Source organism: Paenibacillus sp. GCM10027628 (assembly GCF_042676385.1).
Lineage (GTDB): Bacteria > Bacillota > Bacilli > Paenibacillales > NBRC-103111 > Paenibacillus_E.
The window spans coordinates 28,857-54,304 of sequence record NZ_JBHTHA010000084.1 but is presented as its reverse complement, the minus strand read 5'-3'; the positions used below and the strand labels follow the sequence as shown (position 1 = coordinate 54,304).

General features: G+C 46.3%; 22 protein-coding genes and 1 riboswitch. Of the genes, 7 read left to right on the top strand and 15 right to left on the bottom strand.

Annotated features, from left to right (window positions below; all coding sequences use genetic code 11):
* The first annotated feature begins 390 nt into the window (after positions 1-390).
* Complete coding sequence (locus ACFQZT_RS33460) at positions 391-1,923, top strand: MDR family MFS transporter (protein ID WP_379307503.1); 1,533 nt, start codon at positions 391-393, stop codon at positions 1,921-1,923.
* A 59-nt stretch (positions 1,924-1,982) separates the two neighbouring features.
* Here the strand turns inward: ACFQZT_RS33460 and ACFQZT_RS33455 are convergent, their stop codons facing one another.
* The 5 genes from ACFQZT_RS33455 to ACFQZT_RS33435 all read right to left on the bottom strand — a co-directional run bounded on the left by ACFQZT_RS33455 (position 1,983) and on the right by ACFQZT_RS33435 (position 6,697).
* Positions 1,983-3,113 carry a serine hydrolase domain-containing protein gene (locus ACFQZT_RS33455; RefSeq protein WP_379307501.1) on the bottom strand — a complete coding sequence of 377 codons (1,131 nt, stop codon included), beginning with the start codon at positions 3,111-3,113 and terminating at the stop codon, positions 1,983-1,985.
* 209 nt (positions 3,114-3,322) lie between these two features.
* Positions 3,323-4,243 carry a DMT family transporter gene (locus ACFQZT_RS33450; protein ID WP_379307499.1) on the bottom strand — a complete coding sequence of 307 codons (921 nt, stop codon included), beginning with the start codon at positions 4,241-4,243 and terminating at the stop codon, positions 3,323-3,325.
* 60 nt (positions 4,244-4,303) lie between these two features.
* Positions 4,304-5,359, bottom strand: coding sequence for a sensor histidine kinase (locus ACFQZT_RS33445; protein ID WP_379307497.1), 1,056 nt, complete (start codon positions 5,357-5,359; stop codon positions 4,304-4,306).
* A complete protein-coding gene (locus ACFQZT_RS33440; protein WP_379307507.1) occupies positions 5,352-6,047 on the bottom strand; it encodes a response regulator transcription factor in 696 nt (231 codons plus the stop codon). Before ACFQZT_RS33440 ends, ACFQZT_RS33445 begins: the two co-directional genes overlap by 8 nt.
* Before the next feature lie 68 nt (positions 6,048-6,115).
* On the bottom strand, positions 6,116-6,697 hold the full coding sequence (locus ACFQZT_RS33435) for a class I SAM-dependent methyltransferase (RefSeq protein WP_379307495.1): 582 nt from the start codon (positions 6,695-6,697) through the stop codon (positions 6,116-6,118).
* A gap of 164 nt (positions 6,698-6,861) precedes the next feature.
* On the opposite strand from ACFQZT_RS33435, the gene pdxR reads away from it, so the two are divergent.
* Positions 6,862-8,298, top strand: coding sequence for a MocR-like pyridoxine biosynthesis transcription factor PdxR (gene pdxR, locus ACFQZT_RS33430; protein ID WP_379307493.1), 1,437 nt, complete (start codon positions 6,862-6,864; stop codon positions 8,296-8,298).
* Between the two features lie 60 nt (positions 8,299-8,358).
* Here the strand turns inward: pdxR and ACFQZT_RS33425 are convergent, their stop codons facing one another.
* The 7 genes from ACFQZT_RS33425 to ACFQZT_RS33395 form a co-directional block, all read right to left on the bottom strand.
* Positions 8,359-8,574 carry a hypothetical protein gene (locus tag ACFQZT_RS33425; protein ID WP_379307491.1) on the bottom strand — a complete coding sequence of 72 codons (216 nt, stop codon included), beginning with the start codon at positions 8,572-8,574 and terminating at the stop codon, positions 8,359-8,361.
* A gap of 159 nt (positions 8,575-8,733) precedes the next feature.
* Complete coding sequence (locus ACFQZT_RS33420; RefSeq protein WP_379307489.1) at positions 8,734-10,767, bottom strand: S-layer homology domain-containing protein; 2,034 nt, start codon at positions 10,765-10,767, stop codon at positions 8,734-8,736.
* Between the two features lie 185 nt (positions 10,768-10,952).
* Positions 10,953-11,327 (bottom strand): IDEAL domain-containing protein, encoded by a 375-nt coding sequence (locus ACFQZT_RS33415; RefSeq protein WP_379307487.1) that lies wholly within the window; start codon positions 11,325-11,327, stop codon positions 10,953-10,955.
* A 381-nt stretch (positions 11,328-11,708) separates the two neighbouring features.
* Positions 11,709-12,458, bottom strand: a complete 750-nt coding sequence (nfsA, locus tag ACFQZT_RS33410) for an oxygen-insensitive NADPH nitroreductase (protein WP_379307486.1) — start codon at positions 12,456-12,458, stop codon at positions 11,709-11,711.
* A 119-nt stretch (positions 12,459-12,577) separates the two neighbouring features.
* A complete protein-coding gene (locus ACFQZT_RS33405) occupies positions 12,578-13,474 on the bottom strand; it encodes a hypothetical protein (RefSeq protein ID WP_379307484.1) in 897 nt (298 codons plus the stop codon).
* A gap of 102 nt (positions 13,475-13,576) precedes the next feature.
* Positions 13,577-13,664: riboswitch (cyclic di-GMP riboswitch) on the bottom strand.
* Between the two features lie 13 nt (positions 13,665-13,677).
* On the bottom strand, positions 13,678-14,340 hold the full coding sequence (locus ACFQZT_RS33400; RefSeq protein ID WP_379307482.1) for a TVP38/TMEM64 family protein: 663 nt from the start codon (positions 14,338-14,340) through the stop codon (positions 13,678-13,680).
* Between the two features lie 64 nt (positions 14,341-14,404).
* Positions 14,405-15,523 carry an MGDG synthase family glycosyltransferase gene (locus tag ACFQZT_RS33395; RefSeq protein ID WP_379307480.1) on the bottom strand — a complete coding sequence of 373 codons (1,119 nt, stop codon included), beginning with the start codon at positions 15,521-15,523 and terminating at the stop codon, positions 14,405-14,407.
* 260 nt (positions 15,524-15,783) lie between these two features.
* Between ACFQZT_RS33395 and ACFQZT_RS33390 the strand changes: the two genes are divergently transcribed.
* The 5 genes from ACFQZT_RS33390 to ACFQZT_RS33370 are packed head-to-tail and all read left to right on the top strand — an operon-like array spanning position 15,784 to position 19,967.
* A complete protein-coding gene (locus ACFQZT_RS33390; protein WP_379307478.1) occupies positions 15,784-16,365 on the top strand; it encodes a TetR/AcrR family transcriptional regulator in 582 nt (193 codons plus the stop codon).
* Between the two features lie 32 nt (positions 16,366-16,397).
* Entirely contained in the window at positions 16,398-17,267 is an 870-nt protein-coding gene (locus tag ACFQZT_RS33385; protein WP_379307476.1) for a transporter substrate-binding domain-containing protein, read from the top strand.
* Between the two features lie 29 nt (positions 17,268-17,296).
* Entirely contained in the window at positions 17,297-17,941 is a 645-nt protein-coding gene (locus ACFQZT_RS33380) for an amino acid ABC transporter permease (RefSeq protein ID WP_379307474.1), read from the top strand.
* Positions 17,942-17,954: 13 nt separating this feature from the next.
* On the top strand, positions 17,955-18,707 hold the full coding sequence (locus ACFQZT_RS33375) for an amino acid ABC transporter ATP-binding protein (RefSeq protein ID WP_379307472.1): 753 nt from the start codon (positions 17,955-17,957) through the stop codon (positions 18,705-18,707).
* 42 nt (positions 18,708-18,749) lie between these two features.
* The gene (locus ACFQZT_RS33370; protein WP_379307470.1) at positions 18,750-19,967 is read left to right on the top strand and encodes a M24 family metallopeptidase; all 1,218 of its coding nucleotides are present in this window, start codon (positions 18,750-18,752) and stop codon (positions 19,965-19,967) included.
* A gap of 183 nt (positions 19,968-20,150) precedes the next feature.
* Here ACFQZT_RS33370 and ACFQZT_RS33365 read toward each other — a convergent pair whose 3' ends face one another.
* From ACFQZT_RS33365 to ACFQZT_RS33355, 3 genes are read right to left on the bottom strand one after another with little or no spacing between them, the layout of a single operon-like run.
* Positions 20,151-22,493 carry an S-layer homology domain-containing protein gene (locus ACFQZT_RS33365; protein ID WP_379307468.1) on the bottom strand — a complete coding sequence of 781 codons (2,343 nt, stop codon included), beginning with the start codon at positions 22,491-22,493 and terminating at the stop codon, positions 20,151-20,153.
* Between the two features lie 55 nt (positions 22,494-22,548).
* Positions 22,549-24,117, bottom strand: a complete 1,569-nt coding sequence (locus ACFQZT_RS33360) for a DHA2 family efflux MFS transporter permease subunit (protein WP_379307466.1) — start codon at positions 24,115-24,117, stop codon at positions 22,549-22,551.
* Positions 24,118-24,128: 11 nt separating this feature from the next.
* The gene (locus tag ACFQZT_RS33355; RefSeq protein ID WP_379307464.1) at positions 24,129-25,445 is read right to left on the bottom strand and encodes an efflux RND transporter periplasmic adaptor subunit; all 1,317 of its coding nucleotides are present in this window, start codon (positions 25,443-25,445) and stop codon (positions 24,129-24,131) included.
* Positions 25,446-25,448: the final 3 nt, after the last annotated feature.

Genomic DNA, 25,448 nt, shown 5'->3' with positions numbered 1-25,448 from the left:
TGCCTTTTTATTTGAAGGGAATACTCCAAATATTGGTACACAAACTATTTTACTTCATCTGATTGGTGGTCATTTACCCGTCAAGTGCGTCAAAATGTTCTCTATTAGCGACCTTGGTTCTTTCCACGACGGGTAAGTGGGAACTGTAGACATTTAGGGCATTCCGCCCCTCTATTGGGGAGATAAGTCATTTTCCAATGACGGAAAAGCCTTATATTGTAAATCAGGTGATGAGTCATTTGGTCGATCAAAAAATAACATCCGATTTAATCCGGGGCATACCGACAAGGGTTTAAGGCGAATCTTCAGAACGTCAAGATTATTATTTAGTAGGATCGCCTATTTAGAGGCAAACTAGTACGGAAAAGTGAAAGTGAGGAAAAGCATGATATGTCTGCACAAAATAAAAACAAAAACTTAGGCATCGTCATCGCCGGATTACTGCTTGGCATTTTGATGGCTTCCATGGATAATACAATCGTATCCACAGCAATGGGAACCATCGTCGGCGAACTAGGCGGCCTCGACAAATTCGTTTGGGTCACATCCGCCTACATGGTGGCCGAAATGGCCGGGATGCCGATCTTCGGCAAGTTGTCCGATATGTATGGACGTAAACGGTTTTTCATTTTCGGCATTATCCTTTTTATGCTGGGCTCCATTCTCTGCGGAACTGCGAATTCCATCATCCAGCTCAGCATTTACAGGGCCGTGCAAGGAATCGGCGGCGGCGCTCTAGTCCCTATCGCGTTTACCATCATGTTCGATGCCGTCCCGCTGGAGACTCGCGGCAAACTTGGCGGATTGTTCGGCGCCGTCTTTGGGATGTCGAGCATTTTCGGCCCGCTGCTGGGCGCCTACATCACGGATTACGTGAATTGGCATTGGGTGTTCTACATCAATCTCCCGCTGGGCATTATTGCTTTTATTTTCATCGCCTTCTTCTATCAGGAATCGCATGAGCACTCGAAGCAAAAGATCGATTGGTGGGGCGCGTTCTCACTCGTCGGAGCGGTCATTTGTCTCATGTTTGCCCTGGAGCTCGGCGGTAAGAAATATGCCTGGGATTCAACCGTCATTCTCGGTTTGTTCGCAGGTTTCGCCGTATTGACCGTGATTTTCTTGTTCGTAGAAACCCGGGTGGCAGAGCCGATCATATCGTTCAGCATGTTTACGAAACGACTGTATGCCACGAGCAATGCCGTCGCCATTTTCAGCGGTGCGGCTTTCATTACCGCATCGGTATATATCCCAATTTTCATTCAAGGCGTACTCGGCGGATCGGCTACGAATTCAGGGCTCGTTTTGCTCCCGATGATGCTCGGCTCCGTTGTGACGGCAACCGGCGGCGGTTTCTTGATGACCAAAGTCAGTTATCGGGCCATCATGATACCGGCTTCCGTTATCCTGGTTGGCGGCACGGCATTGCTAACCACGTTGTCAGCAGCGTCGCCGCGATGGCTCGTCACGATTTATATGGTCATCGTCGGACTTGGCATCGGAGCCTCATTCTCCGTCCTAAGCAACGCCGCCATTCATTTGTTCGATGCGAGACAGCGCGGCTCCGCCAGTTCAACGCTGAACTTCCTTCGTTCCATGGGGATGACGCTGGGCATAACCGTATTCGGGATCATCCAAAGCCATGCGTTTACCCGAAAGCTGGCAGATGCATTTACGGGGGGTGGCCCCACACCACAAGGCATGCAAACGAGCGATCCTCACAGCCTGCTGGATCCGAGCAAACGAGCAGCAATTCCTACACCGATTTTGGATAAAATTACGGGAGCCCTCTCTTCCTCCATTGTCTACACCTTCGCCTGGACGGTCGTTCCAGCCGTAATCGCACTTGTGTGCGCCATCGCGATGAGCAAGGAAAAGCTTGATCCAGCGCAGCAGGACGGTCAAGTCCCCGCTTCGCATTAAATGATGCCTTAATCAAAAACGACTGGAATCCCTCCTGAGAGATTCCAGTCGTATTCTAATTATAATACTAGCTCAGCAGCCTCTTTGAACGAAAGCACGGCTTGATTCAACTTGTTCATTCCTTCAGTGTTTTCAGGCAGCGGATGCGCAGATTGTATGGAGCGTACGACACTTTGAAGTACTTGTTCGGGCATATCCACATCGGCTGTATGTGCCGTGAGGGCTACGATCAACTTCAATTCGGGAATGACAAAAATTCGCCGTCCCCCTGATCCAGCTGCGTAGAACGTTTCATACTTCTTAGTATCGCCGTCAAAGCGTCCACGTGATAATGTTTTGAGCCACCAGTAGTAGCCATATCCACCTTGTTCACCATTCTTATATCGATGTACGATTCGCGGAGTGAGCGTCTCCTTAATCCATCGTTTAGGGATGACCTGTCTACCGTCCCACTCGCCTTCTTTCATATATAGCAGACCGATCTTCGCCATATCGCGCGCAGTCAGTGCCAACGCCCATGATCCGATGCTGTACCCTTGAGGATCATGATTCCAATTGACACGCGTAATGCCGAGCGGCGCGAACAAACGGGATTTTGCATATTCAAATAGCGATTCTCCAGTTGCTTTTTGCACTACAGCGGATAATAGATGCGCGTCTCCATTGCTGTAATTAAATTGCGTACCCGGTTTATTCGCAGCAGGTTTATCCAAAATTGTTTGAATCCAGTCTGCTGAATACATCATCTCTTGAGAGGATTGTTCGTGCTCATCAGGCCATTCCAGTCCTGAGGCCATGTATAGCAGATGCTTGATCGCGATTTCGAATTTTAAAGGCACTTTCGCTAACTCCGGAAAAAAATCCGAGAGCCTTTGGTCGATACTTTTCAGTTTTTGCTCAGCAAGCGCAATGCCCGTCAGTGCCGACGTTATGCCTTTTGTTACCGAACGCGTATCTTGAGGTGTATCGATTTGATTATTCTCGTTATAAGCTTCAGCAACTAAGTATCCGTTACGGATGATAACCATACTGTGCACTTCGCGATTTCGAAATTCGTTCATCACATCCGCCAGCTGTGAGGAGTCCATGCCCTGCTCTTCCGGCGAAGTTGTTCGCCAACCCTCCGTCGGCCAGTAAAACGCCGCTTTGCCTTTACCGGCAGCTGCAACAGACGCAACTGGTAAAGTCATTTCCGTACCTCTTCGGACATGTTTTTTCTTTTTTTTATTCACTCCACTCATATCCTTCCGAAAGTAAAATTCGTCATTGACCATATTACTCCAGAGTTATGAATGAAATATGTCCTGAACCTTAAAATAATCTAAATTCTACCTGAAAATAAGATTAAAAACCGAGGGCGAAATTACATCACCGCCCCCCGTTGCGTTAAGGAACGCATTCACGCGATGCTTTCTTTTCCCCGGGATCGATCCCGCTTGATCGCTATATTCGTCACATAGACACCCGCCACAATAAGTGCAGCACCAAGCCAATGATACAGATGAAGCGACTCCCCGGTAAAGCCAGTTGCAAAAATAGCGCTAAACAGCGGGATGAGATTCAAAAACCCGGCACATCGCTGCGGGCCTGCCAACTCGATAGCACGATTCCATGAGAGAAAAGCAATAATAGAGGCAAATAAGCCAATGTACAGTAATCCCGTAAGTACGGCCGGACTCCATGTGATGGCAGGAGCAACTATGAACATTTCCGCAGCCGATAATGGGATTAACAGAAGCATGGCCACAACAACCTGCGCTAATAAAAAAGCACTGGACGGAAAGCGGCCCGCAACCCGCTTCATACCGACCGAATAAAGCGACCAGCATAGAATCGCCAGCAGCATCAGGAGATCCCCTTTATTAAAAGAAAGGGTAAGCAAAGCCTGCAGACTCCCCCGCCCGATGATCCAAAACACACCCGCCATAGAGAGGAGAATTCCTGGCAGTGCCGACCAGGCGAAGCGCTCTTTCATCACGAGCCATGCGAGAATGACAACCATGATGGGCGTCGCCGAATTCATTAACGAGGCATTGATCGAGCCGGTGAATTGAACCGCCGCATAGGTCAATGTGTTAAATCCGGCAACTCCTGTCACAGACAGGAAGATCAACATTTTCCAGTTACGGAGAAAGTCGCCGCGCAGCTGCCAGACCTGTTTTCCGAAGAATGGTAGGAGACATAGAAAGGCTATGCCCCAACGAATAGCTGCGAGCGTAAGCGGCGGGATGTGCGTGACTAAAACTTTGCCGGCAACAAAGTTTCCTCCCCATATGCAAGTTGCAATGACGAGCAGTACATAGGGTGAACGTCTGATCATGTAGGTTCGTGCTCCTTTATTCTTAACTTCGTCCCTTCATGATAGCATATGACGGTGTTCCTAACACCGTGGAATTTCAATGATAAAGGTAAAAAGTCCTTCCCTATGCTCAAGCCTCATCCGTCCTTCGTGCAGCTCAATAATATTTTTGGCAATGGACAGCCCTAAGCCGGATCCTTGCTCTATAGTGTCATGATGCCGCGAAGGTTCTGCTTTATAGAAACGTTCGAAGAGCCTCTGCTCTTGCTCCTGCATGATTGGCGTACCACGGTTTTCGACCTCGATGCCAATATGCTGCTCTCTTACTTTAAGTCGAACCGTGATCTTGCCAGGTTTGAGGGAAAATTTAAGCGCATTCATGAATAAATTATCGATCGCGCGGACGAATTTCTCTACATCGATATGCCCCATCGGTTTCGCTTCCCACTGTTTGACAACGGTCAACTCATACTCCTGTGCGATCGGCTCGAACTCGATGATGATTTGATCCATCAGCGCGGTCAGATCAATGGATTGGAAAGAGAGCTGAACCGCTCCGCTGGTCAATCGGGTATACTCAAATAAGTCGTCGATCAGTTTTTTTAGTTGCTCCGTCTTGTTAAAGGCGTTGTTCACATACCTTTTATGTTCCTCTAAATTTTGATAGTCATCGTTTTTCATTAAATTCAAATATCCCATCATACTTGTTAATGGAGTCCGCAAGTCATGGGAAATGTTCGAAATCAGCTCCATCTTGGACGTTTCGATTTGGCGCTCTCTTTTCATCATAATCTGCAATTGTTCCGCCATATAGTTTATGTTTTTTGCTACGTTCCCAAGCTCATCCTGTCTTGTTAGCGGGACACGGCAGTCTAGATTGCCATTCGCTATGGACATAAGACCGTCAGCCATTGTTCGCATATAACGGACAATGGGCCGGGTAAACAGGAAAAAATAAAATAAGAACAAAAACAGCAGAATTAAAAAACTGATCGTAGCCCCAGTAATGCGGATGAGTAAAAAATCAAGCAAGTACGAGGTGAAAACCGCGAGGAAAAAACTGAGCAAGGCCATCCAGAACAGTCTGCCCCGTATATTTTTGTTCCAGTTTAATATCGTTAACAGGTCCCTATTCAACTTTATACCCCACTCCCCAGACCGTTTTGATATATTGAGGTTCGCGTGGATTTACTTCGATTTTCTCACGAATATTACGAATGTGGACCATGACGGTATTATCCGATAAAAACTTATCTTCTTTCCACACGCTTTGGTATATTTTTTCTATATTAAACACTTGCCCGCGATGGCTGGCCATCAGCTCAAGGATCGAAAATTCAAGCGGAGTCAGCGATACGTTCTCCCCACGCACTGAGACGGTATGACGATTAATGTCAATAATAAGATCATCGATTTCAATGATCGTTTTATCAACCGGTTTACCGTTAGGCGTCCCTGTCAATGCCAACCTTCGGAACTGTGCTTTCACTCTGGCTATAAGCTCCAAGGGGTTAAACGGTTTGACCACATAGTCGTCCGCTCCGGTTGTCAGGCCGGTTATTTTATCAATATCCTCTCCTTTGGCCGATAGCATAATGATCGGGACGTTCGTCATTTCTCTCATTTTCATGCAAGCATGAATACCATCCATAACGGGCATCATGATATCCAGTATAATGAGATCAATCTGTTGATCTCGAACCCGCTCCAATGCTTGAATGCCGTTCTCAGCTTCATAGACCTGAAAGCCTTCATTACGCAAGTAAATCCGAATGACATCCCGAATTTCCGGATCGTCATCTGTCACTAATATCCTTTGCGTCATCATGCCTTCCTCCTTATCACCAGTTACCTCCAAAGTTACCATATTTCCCGATAAGTTTCTTAGCAAATTTAGCATTGAACAGGCTCAGGTTGTTTGCGACACACATAGACGAAAGCAGGCGGAACATTCCATGGAACGAAGTGAACCTTTTCGATGTAAAGCTGTCTGCTCAGCTGTTTTCTCATTTGCTGGGAATATTGAAAAGCGATAAATAACCCGCCCGGTTTGAGTGATGTTACAATTTGATGCATCAGCCGCTCTCGTAATGTTTGGGGAAAATTAAAAAAGGGCAGTCCGCTCAATATACAATCGATCTGCCTAAGCCCCTCGCACTGAAGCGCCGTTCCTAGCTGGCAAGCGTCCGTGTAATTAGAAAAATTGGGATATTGGGTCGCTAATTTAGCCCGTAAATCATGATCTTTCTCAAACAGGAGCACCTTCGCATCGGGTTCGATCGCTTTTTGCAAATATCTAGTTATCGCCCCGGTGCCCGCTCCAAGCTCGGCAACAGACTTAACTTGTGCCCACGGAACGGGTTCAATCATTTTTTTGGCCAAAAAGACCGAACTTGGCGTTACACTACCTATCTGCCTGGGTGCTCTTGCAAATTTGTATAAGAACACAAACTTCTCTTCAATCGCTTTTAACATAACGAAATTTTCATCCTTTCCCTATTCTGACGATGTCCTCATTTTAGCCGGACATTCTTCAGAACGAGTTAAGGAATTTCTGAAGTATTTCTGAAGTTTTCTGTAATTTAAGTGGACACTTTTTCGATATGTAAGATATATTCAATTTTAGGTGATGAACGCATATGTGGAAACCAGACCGATCAAGCAAACAACCGATCTATCAACAAATTGTCGATAACATCGAGCGTCGAATTTCATTTGGTGAATTCCCGCCAGGAAGCGCACTCCCGTCAGAAAGAAAATTAGCAGACCTGCTGGGCGTTAACCGAAGTACAGTTGTACAAGCTTATGAGGAGCTGCGCGCTTCCGGCTTAGTCGAAAGCGCAAAAGGAAGCGGAACGAGGGTGAGTAAGGACAAATGGGGGATGACGCCTAAGCTGGCTCCTAACTGGAAACATTACGTGGAAGGCAACGCCTTTCTGCCGAATCTCCCGTTTATACGCCGTATCCGGGAAGAAATCCGCACTAGGGATTCGGTGATTGATTTCGCCAGCGGCGAGCTATCGCCTGACCTATTCCCTAATGAGTTGATTCGCGAACTTCTGAGTAAGCAACCGTTCGAAGAGAGTCTTGGTTACGATGACCCTCAGGGCTTCTCGCCGCTCAGGAAAAGCTTGGTCGGCTTTCTCGAGCAGCAGCTTCATATTCCGAGTACGGACTCGTCGATTCTGATTACTTCCGGATCCCAACAATCTCTTTATTTAATTACACAGTGCTTGCTGAGTCCTGGAGACGCAGTTGCTATAGAAGACCCATCTTATAGCTATTCTTTACCGATGTTCCAATCCGCAGGGTTGCGTTTATTTGGATTACCTGTAGATGAGCGCGGCATCAATCCTGAAGATATTATTACGTTATATCGCCAGCACCGGATCCGCATGATCTTTGTTAATCCCAACTTCCATAATCCGACCGGAACCGTAATGGCGCACGATCGCAGAGTAAGATTGCTCGAAATCGCCGCCGAACTGGGAATTCCCATCGTTGAGGACGATCCTTTTACATTGACAGCGTTTGAAGGAACTCCGCCTCCTACTTTGAAATCCATCGATAAGACCGGTAATGTGCTATATGTAGGCTCTCTTTCCAAACTTGCGGCTTCAGGCCTGCGCATTGGTTGGTTAATCGCCCCACAAGCGGTGATCAGCCGCTTAACGGATGCCAGGCAGCAAATGGACTTCGGTCTGAGCATCCTCCCGCAATGGGTCGCTAATCATTTCATAGTGGATGGGCATTTTGAACATCAAATCGCCCAATTGCGCCAAGCATTGTTGGAAAGAAAGAAGATATTTACCTCAGCCTTGCATGAGATTATGGGCGATGATGTCACTTTCGTTCCCCCTCAAGGCGGACTAAACATCTGGTGCAAGATCAATCGGCAAATCGACGATTTTAAATTGTTGGATGAAGCGATAAAACGTGGCGTCTTATTCGTCCCCGGAAGCGTGTACGGCTCAAATCACGGTTGTATTCGTTTAAGCTTTGCCAGACCCAGGATTGAAGAGATAATTCCGGGACTGACACATCTGCATGAAGCTTTAAAAATACATCGAAAATGAAAAAAGACCACATCTCCTCGCATGGTTATTGCGAAAGGAATGTGGTCTTCGTTGTCGGAATCATAGCAGACTCCGGATATAAGCGACTAAAGCCAGCAGCCCTAAAGCAATGGCAATCACATAAAAGGAAGTAAGCCGAATCCATTTCACGCCTGTTCGTTGAAAATAGGTTTGATCCCCTTCCCGATTCCGCCTGGAGAAACCGACCCATAACGTGCCGACCAGGCCTAACAATAAAATAATGGAGAACACTGCGTAGTATATAGAGGTATTCATGGATTGACCCACCTTTTCCGATTGTAATGAAAACTCTTTATAAGTCTAGCATACATGAAAACGATACAGGTTTCACCATCCACTTGGATGATTTCCAGACCATCCACTTCTAAAAGAAAAAGACACACTGCGCAGCAGTATGCCTCGATGAACTCTTCATTATTTGATGATTATGGAAGTTACGACTCTATTCTTCCCATTGAGCTGAATGAGATGACCTTCTTCAAATAAAGACAAGTTGCCGCTCAGGGTGACGCTTCCAGACACATTATAAATCGTCGTTTGCTCTTTGCCGTTGACGGTCTGGACGATCGAGATCGTCGCCATCTCGCCTTGTGCATTGAGGGTCGTGCCTTTCAGCTTACCTAAAATTTCGAACGGTTGATCCGCATCGATCATTTTGGTCACTTCAATGTAGATGACCTTGTTGTCGGAAGTGCGGATATCGACCTGATCGCCCACCTTTAAGTCCGTAGCTTTAGCTTTCACGCCGTTCCGGTATACGACGACATCCGGATGAAGGGCTAAGGTCGTTGTTACGCCGGACTTTGTGAGTCTCAGTTCATTGTTGCTCACCAAAGCACTAACCGTGCCACTGTTTGTAATAGGTTGAACCATCTTGGTTACTTCAATGTAAATGACTTTGTTGTCAGAGGTGCGGATATTCACTTCATCGCCAACTTTCAGTTCGGACGCATTGACTTTCAAGCCGTTGCGATAAATGACAACATCCGGATGCAAAGTCAGCTCAAAATTAACGCCGGATTTCGTAAGTTTAAGCACATTATTGCTCACTGCCGCACTCACGGTTCCGCTATTCGTGATCGCTTGCGCCGTTTGTGTAACTTCAATGAAGATGACTTTGTTCTCAGAGGTACGGACATTGACCTCATCGCCTACTCTTAATGAAGAAGCATTCACTTTGACGCCGTTGCGGTAGATGACCACATCCGGATGCAGCGTATAATTCGTCGTGATTCCCGACTTCGTTAGTTGAAGCACATTATTACTAACGGCCGCGGTGACCGTGCCGCTGCTTGAGACAGGCACTACCGATTTGGTCACTTCAATATAAATAACCTTATTATCCGAGGTTCGAATATTCACTTCATCGCCTATTTTAAGATCATAAGCTGTTACTTTAACGCCATTGCGGTAAACGACGACATCCGGATGAAGCGGCAGCGTCGAGGTCGTTCCGGCCTTTGTCAGCGTAAGCGTATTATTAGTCACTGCCGCACTCACGGTTCCACTGTAGATAATCGCCTGCACGGCCTTCGTCACTTCAATGAATACGATTTGATTATTATACAAACGGACTTTCACTTCATCACCGGCTTGAAGAGCGGAAACGTTCACTTTGGCTCCATTTCGGTAAACGAATACATCCGGGTGCAGCGCATACGTAGACGTGGTACCTGCGCTTGTAATTCTAAGTGTATTGTTGCTAGCGACTGAATTAACGGTACCCGTAATCGTATTATTTCCTTGATCCGGCAATTGACCTCCGGTACGATCCAGCAAAGCTGCAAGTTGCGCCCGTGTTACCGGTTGATTCGGTCTAAACGTATTGTCTTCAAAGCCATCGACCAAACCTTTTTCAATGGCGACCGCTACATAGCCCACAGAGCCCGCGGGAATCTGATTGGCATCTTTAAATGATAACTTCGTATTCATTTTCGCCTTCGCTTGTGCATCCAGCTTCAATGCTTTGACCAACAGCGTAGTTGCCCACAGCCGGTCTCCGGCCTTTTGCGGCTGTACCATATCGTCATTTTCCAAGAACAAATCGTTCTCCAAGGCGACGGCTACATAACCGACCGCCCATGCAGGAATTTGATTGGCGTCTTTAAAATTCAATTTAGTGCTCATTTTCGCTGCAGATTCAGCTTGTGAACGAAGTCCCATCAAGCGTACCGCCGCCGTAATCGCTTCGATTCGCGATACCGTATTATGCGGTTTAAAGGTACCGTCTTCATAGCCTTCGAATACGCGCTTGGATGCTAAGCTTGCAATGTAGCGGATCGCCCATTCCGCGCTTTGTAAATCATCGAAGGTCAGATGAATATCAACTTTGGCATCGAGATTATTACTTTGACCTTTGTTATTCCCCTGAGCCAAAGCCGCCGTACCGCCTCCCATCATCATAGCAACCACGAGACCTGTTGCAACTGCCTTTTTCACAAACAACATCCAGTTCCCTCTCCCTTATTCATAAATTTATCCATGATGACTTTTATACGATAACAATTCGATCCATTGGTTAATTTTGGGAGGGTATGACTATAATTCCCATAAAAATCGTCTCCACAAAACAAAAAAAACGGATCTATCGTTATCAACGATAAATCCGCGTCTTTTGTTTCACACAAAAAACTTTATTTAATTCGGGGCAAGCCCAATCGATTCGTAGGAATAGCAACAGTGTTAGGAAGTTTTCCAACTTTCTCCTTACCTTTGGATATCGCTAGCAATTGCTCGGAAAGCTCCATAAACCATGCCTCATCTCGCGCTGCTAATGCAAGATCAATAAGTATTCTAAGCCGCGAGTCTTCTTTTATTGATATCATGGGCGTTTTTTTAAGTCTGTTAGTAGCCACTTTTACCATAGTACCAACAATTTCTTCGTTATCGGATCTAAGCACATTGACACTAGCGAGATTCTGTATTTCGTGAATCGATTCAATGTATCCCTGGACTAGTTCCCCAGCTTCTGTTCGACCATGCACCCAATCGCCTGTTTCAAAAGTCATCTTCCTACACCACCTGTCAAAAGAAATGAAAAGCTATACTGTAATAATAATATTTACAGTTGTTTTTGTCAAATGTTCGACATTACAATTTCCTGATTTGACTGAGCGACCTCCTATTAAAGCCGTTCGTTTGGGACGAACTTGTCGTGGTTAATCCTCGATCTTAGAGTTACGACTTCAATACCCTCTCGCCACTGCAACGATGATATACATCTTTCCAGCTGTGCAATTGCTGTAAAGGATTTAAACATTCTGAACTGAAAAGAAAAGCCCTTGCTTTCGCAAGGGCGGTAAGAGGGGGATTAGACAGCTCATTCCACAATGGTAAAACTTCGCTGAAAATACGGGTGAATGAAGGAGCTTGTCCCTCAGCTGAAGGCGTTACTGTTTATTAAATCCCTTTTTCGTTACAAAATCTTTCATATGCATTCGCGTCGGCTTGGACAGCATTTTTGCCATTTGACCTGTCCACGTATCCGTTCGTTTACCATTTGTTCGTTCATGGTAGTAAGAGCTAGTTTGTTCGTTGTATTTTACTAATTGTTGTTTGAATACAGCCTCATCTTGTTGATATGTCTCCGAATGGTATACATTATCTAGCGGCAATCGAGGTTTTTTATCCGATTGATTCAATGGATATCCTACAGTTAATCCAAATAAAGGTACGACACGATTCGGCAGTTTTAATAATTGGCTTACTTCTTCTATTTCATTGCGAAGACCACCGATATAACAAATGCCAAGTCCCATTGACTCTGCGGCGATGGCAGCATTTTGGGCAGCAAGCGCGGCATCAATCAATGCGACCATAAATTTTTCAGTACTTTCAAGCGACGTTGTCAAATCCGCTTCTTCCATTTCCCCTGCTACATCATGACGGTGCAAGTCGGCGCAAAAAATAAAGAAATGTCCATTCGCCTCTACGTAGGGCTGATTCCCCGCGAGCTCAGCTAAACGGCGTTTTGTTTCTTTATTTTTCACGCCAATAATCGAGTATGCCTGGATATGGCTGGATGTAGATGCTGCTTGCGCGCATTCCACTATGTAACGAATTTGCTCATCGGTTAATGCCTTATCTTCATATTGACGAATAGAACGATGATTTAAAATGGTTTCAATAACGGTATTCATTTCAATTCTCCTTTCAAATATGTCCATCCCCTGTATCATCCGATACGTCAATCATACTTATTTATACTTGACTGAGCAAATAATTGCTTGATTTTGGAAGGGACAAGACCTGCAAAAATTCACTTCGTGGTAAGCAGCAATTGCGAAACGGCGGTTGCCGCCTTCAACCCGGCAGGGTCTTTGCTGCTGCTCATTGCCGCTAGAATACCGGCTCTCGTACCGGCATCGAGACTAGCCATGATGCTAACCGCTTCCTTGGCGTCCGTATTCATCAGTTCAGTTATTAAGGAAGCTGCGCTCGCCGCAGGCATTTGACTATATGTTTTCGCCAGCTCGTCCACCGGCTGTGGATTGCCGGGTAAGCTGTCCAGTTTCTTTTGAACATCTGCTGCATTGTCAGAACTCACAGGCTGGAAATCCTTAAGCGCCAAGGAGACAGCCGCAGCTTTTTTCGGGTCCATCTTAGCCAAAATGTTCGCGCGCTGTGGCGGCTTCATACCGAGCATATTGAAGACTTCATCTTTGAGTGTCATATTGTCGAGAATCCCCGCAGCCTGGGCTGCCGTCATTGCGGCATATTGACTTGCCGCCGCGTCGGTTTGCTGTTTTAAATCCTCCGCAGGCGCTGAAGCTGGAATACCGTTGAAAGCAGGAGCAGTTGAGCCGGGCTGAGCGCTTGCAGTATTGGTTCCACCGGGAGTTGCGGCAGTTGTTCCTGCGGCAGTTGCGTTGGCTGGACCTGCAGAGCCCGCTCCAGTACTTGTACTTCCGCTTGAGGCAGTTCCTGCCGCAGCTGGAGCTGGAGTCGCCGGCTTCTTAGTAATTACACTTTTTCCTGCCTTCAGGACACTTTCTCCCGCATGGGTGAGTAAACCCGCAAACGTCTCCCCTTTGCCATGATTAATCATATACACACCTGTGCCGACCATCAGCGTTGTAAACAATAATGGAATCAGCCCGAAATATAACAACCTGGCTGTACCGCTTAATTGCATCGACTCTTCTTTTATCTCCATATGTATCATCTCCTACAATTCTATTAATATATGTTCCCAGAAAATAGAAAACAAAAAATCCATCAACAATAAAGATGATGGATGCTTGACGTATCCAACAATTTCGGCAACTCAGCCGCCATAGAAACAAAAGTCCCTTAGGCCTGTAGCTTTGCGCCCTTATCTTTCGATAAGTTTGCCTTTTTCGTTTGTGGGCATGCTGCCTAAATAATTGTACTAATTTTGTTCCTTCTTTTTAATAGCCAACTTAATGCTAGCAGAGCAATAAAAACTGCAATACCAACAACTCCCCATAGCAGCGAACCATGACGAGCACCTGCGTAGATCCCGCTCATCGCAATGGAATATGGTAATATGCCTAAGGCTGTAGTCCAAATGAAATTCCATATTTTAACGTTTATAAGCCCCGCTGCGTAATTAACAAAGTGGTACGGGACAAAAGGAACAAACCGGATCATTAAGAGTCCCAACGTTTCATGTTTCCGCGTATATGCTTCAACTTTCTGCAAAAAAGGCTGAGCCATGTTCCCAAACAATGGCTTCGCAATCCATTTTGTAAGATACAGAGCCCCAACTGCTCCGGCAACGCCACCAATCCAGGCATAAATGCCACCCATGACAGGACCGTAGACTTCCATGAGAATGACAGAAATGAATTCCCCCGGTACAGGAATAATATTGGCAAACGATTGAACAATAATACCGATGATAATGCCAAAAGGACCTATATTTACGATGGTTTCGATTAATCTCTGTGCTTCTCCGGTATGCACAAGGTAAATGTAATAACTGATCAAAGCTGCAATTATGGCTATACTGATTATACTAATGAGCCGGGTACCAGAAAAAGATTTTGGTATTATCAAGTTCGTTGATTCACATCCAGTTTTTTGGAATTTACCTAAAGTATCCGTAGAATCGTTGGTCCTATCACACGGAAAGCGAGACAGATTGATCAATACTGTCCATAACGCTATTTGCAATGGCGGAAGCAGCTTGAGTACGCTGTAGAGTTAACATCCGCCGCTTAACTTCCTCATGAAGAGGTGGAGCGTCAAGAAGCTTTTGAACTTGAGCCGCTAGCTCTCCCACGTTATTGGCGATCGATGCAACTCCTCTTTCGGACAGGAATACGGCGTTTTCTCGCTCTTGACCTGCATACGGTTTAAAGATAAACATTGGAATGCGCATCGAGATCGCTTCGGTCAAGGTGAGCCCTCCTGCTTTCGTAACCATACAAGTTGCTTCTGACATGACTTCTTGCATATTATTTACATACCCGAGAACGTTCAGATTGGGGTACAGCGGAGTAAGGGCATCTAATTTATGCTTAACTTTCTCATTCCTGCCGCATACGACGGTAACTTGAGATTCGTTAATCGCCAATAAAGAAAGTACGATTTCTTCCATATAGCCTGAGATTCCACTGTCACCGGCCATGACTAAAATCGACCTTTTCTTCATATTCGCAGACTTGACCGAACTTATTTCATTAAATTGTTTACGAATGGGAATGCCCGTCACTTCAATGCGGTCTTTCGATAAACCTTTATGGATAAGTTGTTGTTGTAACTCCTCCGTTGCAACATAATACTTGTCGACTTTGGGGTGAAACCAGCGGGAATGCAGCGCATAGTCAGTCAGTACAGTAACGTTATGAATGCCAAAAATCTTGCACACCTCCGGGGTTGCACCAAAAGGGAACGTATTAACAACAGCATCAGGACGCTCATGTTGAATGATTTGCACTAATTTTTTTCTTCCTAAAATGTTTAAGGAACGATTAATGAACGCATCGTGTTCGGCTTCACGGGTAAAATAATAGCTCCAGCCATAATAGTCCAGACCCATTCTGGCCACTTGTGTACTTTTATTATATAAAGAAACGGTGATTGTATTTAACAGAGGATGCCCCTCTTTCATAAGATCAAGCGTAATCACTTCTTTGGCGCCTTGCTTTTCGAATTGTTCCTGCAAAGCATGTGAAGCCTGTAAGTGACCATTTCCATAACTAGCCGTTAAAATTAAAATTTTACGATTCTTGTTCATGAAAGCAACCCTCCTATTCCCTTAATCATAGGCATTAAAGATGAAAGCATTGTGAACCAATTCTTAAATATTTATTAATTCAAATATCGAAAGCCATATTTAAACATTTTTCTTCTCGCCAATTTATGACTTGACTATAGTAGCTTCTTATACTATAGTAAACCCATCGGAATTAACTTAACTGACTCGTCAGTTAATGGAAAGGGGTTTAGGATCTGGCATCATTACTCAATGAAGAACAGCAGCGAGAGCAGATTTTGATGAAAACAGCTTTAGAACTTTTTGCACGCAAAGGGTATCACAATACGAAGATTTCGGACGTGGTCAAAGGCGCAGGCGTGTCGCAAGGAACGTTTTACTGGTATTTTGAAAGTAAAGAGCAGCTCGCGGTCCGCCTGATTGAGAACGGCAAAGAGAAACTGACGCGAGTCATTGAACAAGGCTATCGCAAACATGCAGGCACTGTAGACGATATGGTTCTTTCATCTGCAAGATTGTTGACCGATTTGTTTGAATTCGCTGATCATAACCGGAATTTGATGGCCTTTTTACTTATTAAAGGTCAGGGTGCAGACCCTCCGGTCCGTGAAGCTGTTTCACAAACATGGGTGGCATTCGAGGAAGCCTTCAAGAACAATGTAAACCGGGCCATAGAGTTGGAGATGCTTCCACATTTTGCAGACGTTTCTCTTCGTGTCAATATACTCGTCTCCTTAATTTCAGGCGTCCTTACGAAATGGCTGTTCGGACCTATGCACGATGTCGATTACGCGTCCCCGTACACGCCTTCGCAAATCGCTGAAGAAACGGCCCGATTCGAATTTCGAGGATTATTAGGTTAGCACATTAAATCACATATAGGGGTGTATGAAAGATGAAAATCAAGGTTAAACCATTATTTAAAGCTGCTTCATTGCTCACAATCGTAGGTCTGGCGTTAGTCGGCTGCGGAAAAGCAACCGAAAAACCTGCTGCAAGTCCTGCTGCAGATACGAAAAGCACACCGGCCGTCTCTCCGGCTTCAGCCAACCTGCTCGAGCAGATCAAGAAAAACGGCAAAATTAGAGTAGGTTTGATGGGAACCTACGCACCCTATAACTTTTTGAATGATAAGAAAGAAGTAGACGGCTACGATGCCGACATCGCAAAGAGTGTAGCGAAGAAGCTTGGCGTACAGGCTGAATTCATTACCGGTGAATTTTCCGGCTTGATTGAAGGCTTGCAAAAAGACAAATACGATGTATTGATCAGCCAAGTAACCATTACCGATGATCGTAAGAAAACAATGGATTTCTCCATTCCATATATCAAGAACTCGGTTAATGTCATTGTAAAAGGCGACAACAACACGATCAAAGCGATTGAGGATTTCAAAGGCAAGAAAATCGGTGTCGGTCTTGGTACAAACGATGAGAAATATTTGCGTGAAGTCGCAATGCCGAAGGTCGGCAACTTTGAAATCGCAACGTACAACGATGTCATTACATCCTTGTCGGACCTGAATGTCGGAAGAATTGATGCGACGATTAACAATATCTTTGCCCTGAAGCCGCTTATGGAGAAAAACAAATTAAATATTAAAGCGGTCGGAGCGCCGATCAAGGAAGATTTCGCAGGTGTCGCTATGCGCAAAAATAATCCGGAGCTGGTGGATGCCATCAACAAAGCCTTGAACGAGATGAAAACCGATGGAACGCTTAAAGACATTCACCAAAAATGGTTTGGTGTCGATCCGAATTTTTAAGAGTCTCACATTTTCAGGAGGCCGCATGCATGGAACTCGTTTTAGATAACTTAGGCTTTCTTTTCAAAGGCGCTTATTATACCCTGCTCATTACCATCGTCTCGATGTTCTTTGGATTTATTGTCGCCCTGATCGTAGCTATCGCCCGGTTAAAAGGGAATAGGCTGGTCAGCAATTTGGCCAGAGGGTATGTTTCCATCATTCGCGGAACCCCGATCATTGTGCAAATCTTCATTATTTATTATGGATTACCGGATTACGGTATTACCTTTGGGCCGCTCACAGCGGCCTATATTTCACTTAGCATCAATATCGGCGCTTATTTATCCGAGACATTCCGGGGTGCGATCCTTTCTGTGCCTAAAGGACAGACGGAAGCCGCACTATCCCTGGGCATGTCCCCTTGGCAAACGATGCGCAAAATTGTTCTACCGCAGGCAGCCCGGGTGGCGATTCCTCCAATGGGCAATACATTTATCGGCATGTTGAAAGAAACATCGCTTGTTTCCATCGTGACTGTAACCGAACTTTTGCGATCAGCCCAACTTCTCATCGCGCAATATTATGTAGCCATGCCATTTTACATTTCCATTGCTCTCATGTATTGGATCATGAGCATGTTGTTCTCCAACATTCTTAACCGCATCGAGAAAAAATTATCAAAGGCTTATTAAGGGTGTGTGCGGATTGATTGAAATTAACAATCTTAGTAAACAATTTGATGCTTTGACCGTGCTGCAGGATATTAACCTTAAGATACATTCTAAAGAAATCGTAGTCCTCTTGGGTCCTAGCGGTTCAGGTAAAAGCACACTGCTCCGATGCCTGAACGGTCTTGAAGAGCCCAGTACGGGTTCAATTCGCGTGGGCAACGTTTTATGGGATGCTTCCATGAATGCTGCGGAGAAGAAAAAAGCCATCCGGGAAATTCGTAATTTAACCGGTATGGTTTTTCAATCCTTTCATTTATTCCCGCACTTGACTGTTCTGGAAAATGTGATCACGGCTCCGATGACCGTGAAAAATATGCCCAGGGAGCAGGCGATCCAACTTGCCGAGTCTTTATTGAAAAAAGTAGGCCTGTCAGAGAAGATTTATGAATACCCCTCCCGGCTTTCAGGCGGTCAGCAGCAGCGTGTTGCAATTGCCAGGGCACTAGCGATGCAGCCGCAGATTATGCTGTTCGACGAGCCGACATCGGCACTCGACCCGGAATTGACAGGCGAAGTGTTATCAGTTATGCGGCAGTTAGCCGGCGAGGGCATGACGATGATTGTGGTTACGCATGAAATGAAATTTGCGCAAGAAGTGGCGAATCGGGTCATCTTTATGAGCGAAAGCGTCATTCAGGAAGAAGGAGCTCCAGAGCAATTTTTTGCCCAGCCGCAAACCGAGAGGGCGCGCAAATTTTTGCGGCAGATGGCTCAGGAGCCTGTTTAACATACGGAGATAGGATAGCCTAATCCGAAGGAGCTGAGACCGATGGTTCATATCGATCAGGATCATTTATTAACCATTACAGAACGAGCCAGACAACTCATGGAGAAGGAACAGATCGACGCGCTAGTTGCCTCAAGCTGTGAAAACTTTTACTACCTTTCCGGTCACCAAAGCGCATTCATGTATACATTGCGCATGAGTGAAGTTGCCCTCGCTGTCCTTTTTCGCGATCCTAGCCGGAAGACGGTCTTGATCATGAATGATTTCGAAGCGGCAGGTGTCGCGAATGATCGATCTCAATTCGAAATACATACCTACCCCACGTGGGTGGATGTGGATGACCCACTGGGCCTGATCGGCGACAAATTTCAAGGAAAGCGACCGGTTTCGCCCCAAGCGGAGGAAATGTTCGGAGTGCTGAATCAGGTGCTCGCCGAGTACGGGGTCTCCCGCGGAAAAATTGCTGTCGAGCTGAGCTCAATGCGATACCCGTCCGTCATGGCGCTGCGGCAAACCTGCCAGGAAATCGCCGAACTGGCGGAGGCAGGCCCTATCTTTCTCGAGCTGCGTGCGATCAAAACCCCTTGGGAGATCGACCAGCTTCGCAAGGCTTGCGCTTATGCGGAAGCCGGCATCGTTTCTACCGTACGTGACATTAAGGCAGGCATGTCCGCCGCGGAAATCGTTGAAACCTTCCGCAAAGCCTTGATGAGATATCCGGGCGGTTCGACAGCCCGGTTTCATATGGTTTCCGTAGGAGCTAATTTTGCTCCTGCGCATGTATTTGACACCCGCCCAAGTGAAATGGGCGATTTGATTAAATTTGATGTAGGCGTCGAAGTGGCCGGATACGGCTCGGACATTGCCCGTACGTTTGTGCTTGGTCCTCCCTCGGATATGGTGAAGCGTATTTACAACGCACTAAGGGCAGGACACGATCGTCTTCTGCAGATCATCGGGCCAGGCGTGCCCATGAAAAATGCTTTTAGTGAGGTCATGAGCCTGATTCGCTCCTCGGGGCTGGAGAATTACAACCGCGGCCATCTCGGGCACAGTGCAGGTCTCAGCCTTGCCGCCGAAGAAGGACCTTTCATCAGTCCATCCGAAGCAGCGGTTTTTCTTCCGGGTATGGTAGTTTGTTTGGAAACGCCTTATTACGGCCACGGCTTAGGCGCTATCATGATTGAGGATATGGTTCTGGTCACAGATAACGGCTGCGAACGGCTTAACCGGATGACTACTGATCTGATTTCGCTTTAGCTGCAAAGCAGCATTTCCTCGCTTCTCACGAGTACGAATGAAAAACATCGTTAGAGACACGATTTCACTCACCCATCGCGACTCTAACGATGAAAAACAGCGTTGTCGCCTAGCCCAGTATAAAAAAGGCCTGAACATGTCTCAGCATGTTCAGGCCTCTTTATATATCTTTGATCGCCGTTGCTATTTTAGTTCAGCAATAAAGCGGTCTACTTCGCCAGTTGGCGTATTTACGACTTCATATACTTTAACGGACACGTTGTTTTGAACTTGTGTTTGAGTCAAATTGCTAAAGCTCAGCTGCTGGGTTCCGCTTACCAAGCGATTCGTTCCGGTGAGAGGGAAGGAACTTGAACCCAAAGAGCTTCCTAGAGAGTCTACTAATTCAAATTTCAATTTGGAGAAATTATTATCGACTTCAACTTCGGGATCACGCGCGATGTCCATATCCAGATTTAATTTGTACGTGTAAGAAAATCCGGAAGCTCCCATCATCGTCAGCTGAGATAACGTCCAGCTTTTCAGATTCAAATGGAATGGATATAAAGATACATTGTTATGATCGTCGGCGCTTTGAACACTCACATTGTAGGTGGCAATTGTTGATTTGTAAGTCGGAACCGTGCCCGCGGGTTGACCTTGTCCGCCGCCTGTCAGAACCTCTTGCACATTCATTTTAAACTGATCGCTTTGGTCCGTTGATGGAAGGGTATAACCGTAGCTAACCACAACCCCGGATCCGGGTGCAATTGAAGCTGTGCCTACCGTTTGCCGGATTCCCGAATAGGTATTGCCGTCTTTACTCGCCAATTCCGTATCGAAGGCAGGAACCGGGATCGGCTTATCGCCTTTATTGATGATTTTAAATTTAGCTAGACCCGTTTGATTGCCGGTTTCTTCATTTTTAGTTACATGAAGTTCGACGAGCGATACGGATAAATTGGGATTAATAAAATCATTAGACTGCTTGAATACCATTGGCGTCCCCAAAGTATAGGCACTTGCCGCTGTGTCCGAGCCAGTTCCTGCGTTCGCAGGAAGCCTAAACCCGATGCATCCCGTATAATAAGTAATCGGGGTCGTTTGGCCTTGTTTTAAAAAGCTTTCCGGCGAAAGAACGTAGAAAGCATTCAATTTGGAATCCGCATCGGTTGTAATGGCAAAATGGATATACTTTTGTTCACCGGCATTCAGGCTGATAGCTCCATCTTCAATCCGTTTACCGATGAATGATTTCCCATTTGCTTGCCCTGCCAGCGTAAAATCCGGAACGGTTTCCGTAAAGCTTCCTGGATTATCGACTTTCACCCCAACAATATAGGTTGGCGATTGCCCCGTAAATTGTGTGGACAAATCTGAAGCCGAATACTTGAGAGCAGACGTTACGCCAGGAGCTGAGAAGGTAGCTCCCCAATTGCCCAGCAGCGAAGTGTCTTGAATCACAGCATCTTTACCTCTCCAGACGATCGATTCGATCGGTGCATCGGCAAGAAGGGTCTCTTGTTTAGGATACACTTTTTCATTGACATCGACCCAGAGCAGATCCGTCAGTTTCACTTCTGATTTCAAGTTGATGTCCGCCATATAACTTAGAGTAACGTCGCTCTGAGGTAAAATGGAATGTGCATTGCTTGCACTTGGCTGTAATGTAAAGACGGTCCCATCCGCAGATTTGACACGAAGATCAAAATCCGGAATACGGACGGTAGATCCTGATGAGTTATTCAGTTTAATGACAGCCCCGATTTGCCAGCCGTCCACTGTTTTCTCCTGCAATACGCTTTTGATTTGGGCTTGAGTATCGCCGCTGATCGGGTAAGACGTCATCACTTCGGCCGGAATTGTCCCTGAGACGTTAGAATTTCCGCCTTTATTCCCATTTTCATACAACTGCTTAGCTTCATAAGAGGAAGTTACCAGCAATTGGCGAATCGCAGCGGAGGTTCCCCCGAATGTACGGTCAGCCTGATTGTCAAGCAAATGCAATTGAATGGCTAGGGCAGCATAACCTTTAGCCCAATCGGATACCGTATTGTCGCTTACACCCGCAGTTGCTTTGGCTTCCGCATCTTTGTTCAGCCCGCGGATCAGGAATGCGGCCAGCTGTTCTTTGGTAACTTCACCGGCCGGATTATACGTATCCGGACCAAAGCCATCCGTGAGATTGGCAGCTTTCAGCGCTTCGATATAAGGAAGCGCATAGCCGTTTGCCGGATCATCCGCTCGCACATCGCTGAAGCTGGAAACCGTCAATGATGGATCAATCTTCAGTCCGAAAATCAAAGCGGCGACTTTCGCAAATTGAGCCCGGTTCATTTTATCATTCAGACCAAACACGCCATCGCTGACGCCATCAAAAATACCCGCGGCAATCATCGTATCAAATTTGGCCTTCGTACCTGCATCCAGGTTGCTTAAGTCACTGAAATCCTTCGTGGATTTTGGGGCGGCGGCTCCTAGTGCTACTGAGGAAAATAAAGTTAAGGCCAATGCCGAACTCGTTAAAACAGATAAACTTTTTTTCATTTTCATACTCCTCTCAAAATGTATCTATCGATCTTGCACCGCTGGATGCAAGGTATTACTTTTCGATTTCGACGGGCGCTTTTTTCCTTTTAATAAAGAAAAGAACAAAGGGGATGCAGACAAAAGCAGGTATGGCTGATACAAAAAATGTATCCGCGATTGACCGGACCAACGCTTCTTTTTGCATGAACCCGGCTAGGTAGGCGGCTGCTGTCCCCGACGCTGTTGCCATATCGACGGACCAAGAATAAATAGCACCTGAGAGCATCGATACGGCATTGTTTGCTGTGATCGAGTCAATAGGTACGCTATCGTTTATATGCGAATAGTGAACGCTCTGGCGGTTGCTCATCAGTGCCGTAAACAAGGCGATCCCCATGGAACCTGCAACCTGACGGCAGACATTGGATAACGGCGAGGCATTGCCGACCTGCTGTGGAGTCACCGCACCCATTCCCGCTGAGGTCAGTGGCATCATACAAAGCCCGATGCCAATTCCGCGTATCGTTAGCACAACATTGAGCCAGTGGTTCGGCGTATCCGTCGTTAAATGATGAAGATCCAAAGTAGTTACGCCTAGAATCGTTAACCCTGTAATACATAAAGGAACAATGCCGAATTTATCGGCCAGTTTCCCGCTAATCGGCATCATGAGTGCCATCGCAATCGATTGGGGCATCATGACAAGTCCGGTTTGCATCGCAGTAAGCCCTTGAATATTTTGCAGATAGAGCGGGGTTAAAAACGTACCGCCCATCATCCCCATCATAACCAAGCTGCCCGCGATAACGCTAATGGTAAATTTGAGATTTTTAAAAAGCTTCAAGTCCAGAACGGGCTGCTTTACTCCAAGCTCTACCCAGATCAGCAGCAGTAAGCTAAAGAAAGAAACAAACAGAAGACTAATAATGAACAGTGAAGTCCAGCCTTGCTGCTGCCCTTTGCTCAAGGCGAGCAGCAAGCTCCCGAAGAAGATCATAGAAAGAATAGCTCCTGCTGTATCAAACTTTAAGCCTTCTTTTCGGGGTGAATCTTTCAGCAGTATCTTCCCAAGTACAACAGCAAGAAGCCCAATAGGAACATTGATGAAAAAGAGGAGCCTCCAGCTGAAATTTTGGATGAGATAGCCTCCGAACGTCGGTCCGAGCGCAGGCGCCACCATAGCGGCAACCCCCCACAAACCGATTGCCGTGCCCGTTTTCTCCCTGGGAAACGTCGTATAAATAATCGACATCCCGATCGGCATAATAAACCCGCCGGCAAATCCTTGTATGATCCGGAAGAGGATCATCGTACTGGCGCTCCATGCCATCCCGCATACGACGGAAAACAATGTAAAACCAAGTACGGAGTAGATAAATATATTTTTGCTGCCGAATCGCGCTCCCAGAAAGCCGCTCATCGGTATAACCATGGCAGAAGCCAGCGTATATCCCGTGATGACCCACTGCATTGTATTGATATCCGAACCGAATACCGCTACGAACTTATTCATGGCCACATTCATTAAGCTGCTGTTCAAAACGGCTACAAACGTACCCATCACGATAGCGATCAGCGAGAGCCACATTTTGCCGTTGCCTTCTGATGCTTGTTGATGATTCACTGCCGATGCATCGGCCATAACTGCGCCTCCTATTCGGCTTTTACTTTCGTACCTTCCGCCATATTGTCTGTTGGATTGACGATGATTTGTTGATTGGCTTTGATCTTATCGTTAGGCATCACATAAACCCAATCCTGATTCTTCTCCTCCGTTTTTACTTCAACGAGGTGCGCTGTATTATCGTCTGCCGTGAAAAGATACTCTTTTTGATCTTTTTTAATAATCGCGGTCTTTGGAACTTCCAATCGACTCTGCTGGGTTGTTTTCATATCAACTTCCGCAACCATCCCGGCAAATAACAAACCTTCTTTGTTATCGACTTTCACTTTGACAGGGAAGGTGTTGCTGTTCGGGTTAGAGACGGGACTGACAAAAGCGATCTCGCCTTGGAAGGTTTTTTCCGGCATATTCTGAATGTGTACATCAACCGGCATGCCGACCTTCACTTGCGCAATCTGGTTGTCCGCTACACTGAGCTCCACCTGGACCTGATCCATATTCACAAGGGAAAGAATTTGCACTCCTGGCTGCGCAACTTCACCAGGCGAAATGCTTTTCTTCGCAATAACCCCATCGATCGGAGCGGTAATCGTCGCGTTGCTCAAACTGCTATTCGCAAGCTCCAAACCCGCATTCAAACGGTCAACATCCGCTTGCATCGCTTTAATGGTATTATCCGTCGGTCCAACCTGGGCCAGGTTCAGTTTAGCGTCTGCTCCTTGTACTTGAGCGGCCGCCGCTTTTTGTGCACCTTGCGCTTGTTCGTAACTCGCTTTCGCTCTTTCATAATCCAGCGTACCTTTATCCAGATCCTCCTGGGATACGCCCGAATTGCTATCAAACGCATTCCGTAAACGGTTATAAGTGCTTGTCGCAAGATCTAACGCAGCGTTTGCTTGCTCCACGGCGGCAGTAGCTTGATCATAGGCGCCTTGAGCTGCATTTAATGAGCTTTGAAGTCCTTGAATCTCCTGCTTACGGGCACCTGCTTGCGTATCGACCAGCTTCGCTTGAGCGGCCGCGATGGCGGATTCAGCTTGTTTGACCTGTTGCGTCAAATCCCCAGTTTCTAGCTGAACAAGCACATCTCCTTTTTTAACTTTGCTGCCTTCCTGTACATTCACCTCGGCAACTTTCCCGGCAATCTTGGATACAATCTTAATATCCTGATCCGGAATAATTTTCCCGCTCAGACCCGCAGCTACGGGTTGTCCGAGCTTAATGACTTTGACAGGTATGCTTGTCGTATCCGTTTGTCCGGCAACTTTCGTACCGCATCCGGGAACAATACTGACTACCGCAAGCATAAGGACGGCTGGTAGGATGAATTTATTTATTTTTTTCATTGT

Excerpts from the sequence above, each read along its gene's own strand:
- ACFQZT_RS33460 (WP_379307503.1), top strand. The coding sequence starts at position 391 with ATGTCTGCACAAAATAAAAACAAAAACTTAGGCATCGTCATCGCCGGA.
- ACFQZT_RS33455 (WP_379307501.1), bottom strand. The coding sequence starts at position 3,113 with ATGACTTTACCAGTTGCGTCTGTTGCAGCTGCCGGTAAAGGCAAAGCG.
- ACFQZT_RS33450 (WP_379307499.1), bottom strand. The coding sequence starts at position 4,243 with ATGATCAGACGTTCACCCTATGTACTGCTCGTCATTGCAACTTGCATA.
- ACFQZT_RS33440 (WP_379307507.1), bottom strand. The coding sequence starts at position 6,047 with ATGACGCAAAGGATATTAGTGACAGATGACGATCCGGAAATTCGGGAT.
- ACFQZT_RS33435 (WP_379307495.1), bottom strand. The coding sequence starts at position 6,697 with ATGTTAAAAGCGATTGAAGAGAAGTTTGTGTTCTTATACAAATTTGCA.
- pdxR (WP_379307493.1), top strand. The coding sequence starts at position 6,862 with ATGTGGAAACCAGACCGATCAAGCAAACAACCGATCTATCAACAAATT.
- ACFQZT_RS33425 (WP_379307491.1), bottom strand. The coding sequence starts at position 8,574 with ATGAATACCTCTATATACTACGCAGTGTTCTCCATTATTTTATTGTTA.
- ACFQZT_RS33420 (WP_379307489.1), bottom strand. The coding sequence starts at position 10,767 with ATGTTGTTTGTGAAAAAGGCAGTTGCAACAGGTCTCGTGGTTGCTATG.
- ACFQZT_RS33415 (WP_379307487.1), bottom strand. The coding sequence starts at position 11,327 with ATGACTTTTGAAACAGGCGATTGGGTGCATGGTCGAACAGAAGCTGGG.
- nfsA (WP_379307486.1), bottom strand. The coding sequence starts at position 12,458 with ATGAATACCGTTATTGAAACCATTTTAAATCATCGTTCTATTCGTCAA.
- ACFQZT_RS33405 (WP_379307484.1), bottom strand. The coding sequence starts at position 13,474 with ATGGAGATAAAAGAAGAGTCGATGCAATTAAGCGGTACAGCCAGGTTG.
- ACFQZT_RS33395 (WP_379307480.1), bottom strand. The coding sequence starts at position 15,523 with ATGAACAAGAATCGTAAAATTTTAATTTTAACGGCTAGTTATGGAAAT.
- ACFQZT_RS33390 (WP_379307478.1), top strand. The coding sequence starts at position 15,784 with ATGAAAACAGCTTTAGAACTTTTTGCACGCAAAGGGTATCACAATACG.
- ACFQZT_RS33385 (WP_379307476.1), top strand. The coding sequence starts at position 16,398 with ATGAAAATCAAGGTTAAACCATTATTTAAAGCTGCTTCATTGCTCACA.
- ACFQZT_RS33380 (WP_379307474.1), top strand. The coding sequence starts at position 17,297 with ATGGAACTCGTTTTAGATAACTTAGGCTTTCTTTTCAAAGGCGCTTAT.
- ACFQZT_RS33370 (WP_379307470.1), top strand. The coding sequence starts at position 18,750 with ATGGTTCATATCGATCAGGATCATTTATTAACCATTACAGAACGAGCC.
- ACFQZT_RS33365 (WP_379307468.1), bottom strand. The coding sequence starts at position 22,493 with ATGAAAAAAAGTTTATCTGTTTTAACGAGTTCGGCATTGGCCTTAACT.
- ACFQZT_RS33360 (WP_379307466.1), bottom strand. The coding sequence starts at position 24,117 with ATGGCCGATGCATCGGCAGTGAATCATCAACAAGCATCAGAAGGCAAC.
- ACFQZT_RS33355 (WP_379307464.1), bottom strand. The coding sequence starts at position 25,445 with ATGAAAAAAATAAATAAATTCATCCTACCAGCCGTCCTTATGCTTGCG.